3 protein-coding genes and 1 pseudogene are annotated in these 3,228 nt (G+C 64.7%); all 4 read left to right on the top strand.

Translation table 11 applies throughout. The annotated features are described in order from the left end of the window. Positions 1 to 1,298: pseudogene (locus tag PF66_RS31555) on the top strand (phage tail tape measure protein); the annotation flags it as partial. Between the two features lie 9 nt (positions 1,299 to 1,307). After that, entirely contained in the window at positions 1,308 to 2,153 is an 846-nt protein-coding gene (locus PF66_RS31550) for a phage tail protein (protein ID WP_054064904.1), read from the top strand. After that, the gene (locus tag PF66_RS31545) at positions 2,128 to 2,334 is read left to right on the top strand and encodes a tail protein X (RefSeq protein WP_054064903.1); all 207 of its coding nucleotides are present in this window, start codon (positions 2,128 to 2,130) and stop codon (positions 2,332 to 2,334) included. Before PF66_RS31550 ends, PF66_RS31545 begins: the two co-directional genes overlap by 26 nt. Before the next feature lie 56 nt (positions 2,335 to 2,390). Beyond that, on the top strand, positions 2,391 to 3,228 hold an 838-nt coding region (locus PF66_RS31540), incomplete at its 3' end, for a phage late control D family protein (protein WP_054064902.1).

Here is a 3,228-nt window from a genome sequence, read left to right as displayed (position 1 = left end):
CGCAGAACAAGGACCTCTACACTCAGCTCAAGAACGATTCGGCCAATGCCACCGGGATTCTGGATAAGAACCTTGCGGAACGTCGGGAGACGTCCTCGCAGTTGTGGGCCGAGACGATGCAGTCGGTCAACGACGGCATGCGTAGCGTCGGTGATGCCATCCGGCCGGTTACCGACAAGGTCGCGGAAGGCATCACTTTCGTGGCCAAGAAGCTGACAGATCTATCGGACAGCTCGCCCAAGGTTGTCATGGGTATCGCCGGTATCACGGCGGCTGTCGGTGGACTGATCACTCTCTACAGCACGGCGAAAATCGGTCGCGGCATGCTGAATGTGGTTCGTGGCCGACGTGGTCGTGGTGCTGCCACTGGTGACGATGAGTTACCGCAGACCGGTAACAAAGTCGTCGACGCGGGCCTGGATGCGTTGGGTAAAGTACTCGGTGGTACAGCTGCGAACGACGTCGGCGCCGCTCTCGGTGAGCCGCAGCGGGTGTTCGTCGTGAACGCCCGGGAGATCGGTGGGGTCGGCTCCACAGACGGTATTGGCGAGCCAGCAGGGCGCCGCCGTCGCGGCCGTCGGCGGCGAGGAGGTCGTGGTGTTGGTGCAGCGGTTGCGGGGGCTGCAACGATCGTCCCGGCCGCAGCCGAGGTCGGCCGCATGGGGCGGGTCTTCGGGGCGATGCGAGGGGCCTCGAAGGTCGCCGCGCGGTTGCCTGGCGGAAAGATCGTCGATGCCGGAATGTCTGTGCTCGATACGGCGCTCAATGCAAAGACCCAGGATGAAAAGGCCGAGGGCTATGGTGGCGCTGCCGGCGGTCTGGCGGGCGCGCTGGCCGGGGGTGCTGCAGGTGCTGCGATCGGGTCGATCGTGCCGGTCATTGGTACCGCGATCGGCGGCGCGATCGGTGCGGCGTTGGGCGGCATGGGCGGCGAGGGCCTGGGTAGCTGGCTCGGCAAGAAGTGGTTCGGTGAAGACGAGCAGGTCGCCGATGCGGAGAAGGCCAAGGCGGCAGCACCTGGTGATATCGCTCGCTCGATCGCGGCGACCGCACCGGCACCGACGGCGCCGGTCGTGGCCCAGGCGTTGGAGCAGGCTAAGCCGAGCCAATCGCCTCGGGTCGATCAGCAGTTCTCCTACGCGCCGAACCTGCAGGTCACTGTGCAGGGCGATGCAAAGGATCCGGATCAGCTGTTCCGCTCCCTTGAATCGCGGCTCCGGAGTAGTTGGGAGCAGTGGTCGCGGGAGTCGATGTCTCGGCAGTCGGCCGGCCAGTTGTTCGATGAACCCCATGTTTAAGGAGGGTGTATGGCATACATGGAGTCAATGCAGTCAACGCTCTCGTCGTTGTTTGCAGCGGGGGAGGCTGGCCGTACCAGCCTCGACGGCATGTTGGTCCCGTTGACCAGCGCCGTCAGCGATATGTCGGGCGCGGTAGCCGAGCTGGAAGGGCTGCCGGTGGTTGGCCCGGCGGTTGGGGAGAAGCTGCAGCGGACGATGCGTGCGATCAGCGCGGCTCAGTCCACGGTGGGGCAGATCGCGTCGACGTACAGTCAGGTCGTTACCGGTGCGTCGGCAGTGCAGGAGCGCCTGGGCTCGTTGAGCGAACAGGCAGGCAAGGCCAGCGCGGCGATCAATCGCATTGCTGGCCAGGTCAGCCCCTCGCTCACCGGTATCCTGCCGACCAGCGCGATCACGGCGGGCAACTCGCCGGCCTCGGCAGCCATCAAGCCGTTTCCACACCAGCTGATCCTGCAGCCGCTGGATCACAAGCTGCAGCCGTACTACTTCAACCTCGATACGGCGACCTTTGACGAGCTGCGGCGGCAGACCTCGGCGCGCTGGGCCGCACAGGAGCGTCTGACCCGCGATATCGCGCAGCAGGCGGTGGGCCACGGCGAAGACAAACTGAGCCTCAAGGGGGCCATCTACCCGGGCTTCAAGGGCGGGCTCAAGCAACTGGACAAGATCCGCTCGATCGCTCGATCGCTGAAACCGGTGAGCCTGGTGACCGGCTACGGCGATGTGCTCGGCACCTGGTGCCTGGTCAGCATCGACGAAGAGCAGAGCGCGTTCCTGGCCGGCGGGATCCCGCGAAAACAAGGCTTCTCACTGGAGTTCGTGAAGTATGGCGAAGACATGCAGAACGTCTAGCGGGGATCTGCTCGATACCCTGTGCTACCGCTACTACGGGCACCTCAACGGCACCATGGAGGCGGTGCTGGAGGCCAATCAGGGCCTGGCTGACGAGGCGCAGCCTTACCGTGCCGGCGTCCTCATCACACTGCCGGATCTGCCGGCACCGTCCACCGAGACGATCCTCTTGTGGGATTGACCTCGTTCATTCACTGAGCCCCGCCATGAGCGGGGTTTTTCTTTTCTGGAGTGCACATGCAACCAGCATTTCGTGTTGTCGCTGACGGCAAAGACATCACGGCGTTGATCAATGACCGGCTTCTGCTGCTGCGGACCACCGACAAGCCCGGCATGGACTCGGATGAGTTCGAGCTGCGGATTGACGATCGAGACGCGGCGGTGGCGTTGCCGCGCCGTGGTGCGGGCGTTGAGATCTACATGGGATATGCCGGGCAGGCACTGGCCCGCTTGGGTAAATACGCGGTCGACGAGATCGAGGTGTCAGGCCCGCCCAGCACGGTGGTCATCCGGGGCAAGGCCAGCGACATGCGCGGCTCTGGCAAGACCACCCGTAGCGGATCGTGGGAGAACGTGCCCCTGTCGAAGATCGTCAGCGACGTGGCAGCGCGCAACGGCTGGACGCCGGTCTGCCCGGTGCAGACAAAGGTCGAGCGGATCGACCAGCGCAACGAGTCGGACTTCAACTTCATCACACGCCTGGCCAAGCAGTACGACTGCACGGCGAAGGTCGCCGACGGCAAGCTGTTGGTCATGCCCCGGGAGGCCGGCAAAAGCGCAAGCGGCAAGTCATTCGCGGCGATCACGATCGCCCCGGCCGATGTCAGCCGGTGGCAGTTCAACCTTGGCGATCGCAGCTCGCAGAAGGCGGTGAAGACCAAGCACAAAAAGGACGGGAAGCTGGTGACGGTCGAGCTGGGGAACGACGACGCTCCGTCCGACCTGCCGGGTGTCCACACCGATCGGCACATCTATCCGAACAAGACCGCCGCTGAGCAGGCCGCGAAGGCCAAGTTGGCCGCGTTCAACCGCAGCACCGCCGGGGTGCGCCTACAGATGGCCGGGCGTACCGACC

The organism is Pseudomonas asplenii (assembly GCF_001293465.1).
In the GTDB taxonomy this organism is placed as follows: Bacteria; Pseudomonadota; Gammaproteobacteria; order Pseudomonadales; family Pseudomonadaceae; genus Aquipseudomonas; species Aquipseudomonas fuscovaginae_B.
This window is presented reverse-complemented; position numbering and strand designations above follow the sequence as displayed.

Excerpts from the sequence above, each read along its gene's own strand:
- PF66_RS31545 (WP_054064903.1), top strand. The coding sequence starts at position 2,128 with ATGGCGAAGACATGCAGAACGTCTAGCGGGGATCTGCTCGATACCCTG.
- PF66_RS31550 (WP_054064904.1), top strand. The coding sequence starts at position 1,308 with ATGGCATACATGGAGTCAATGCAGTCAACGCTCTCGTCGTTGTTTGCA.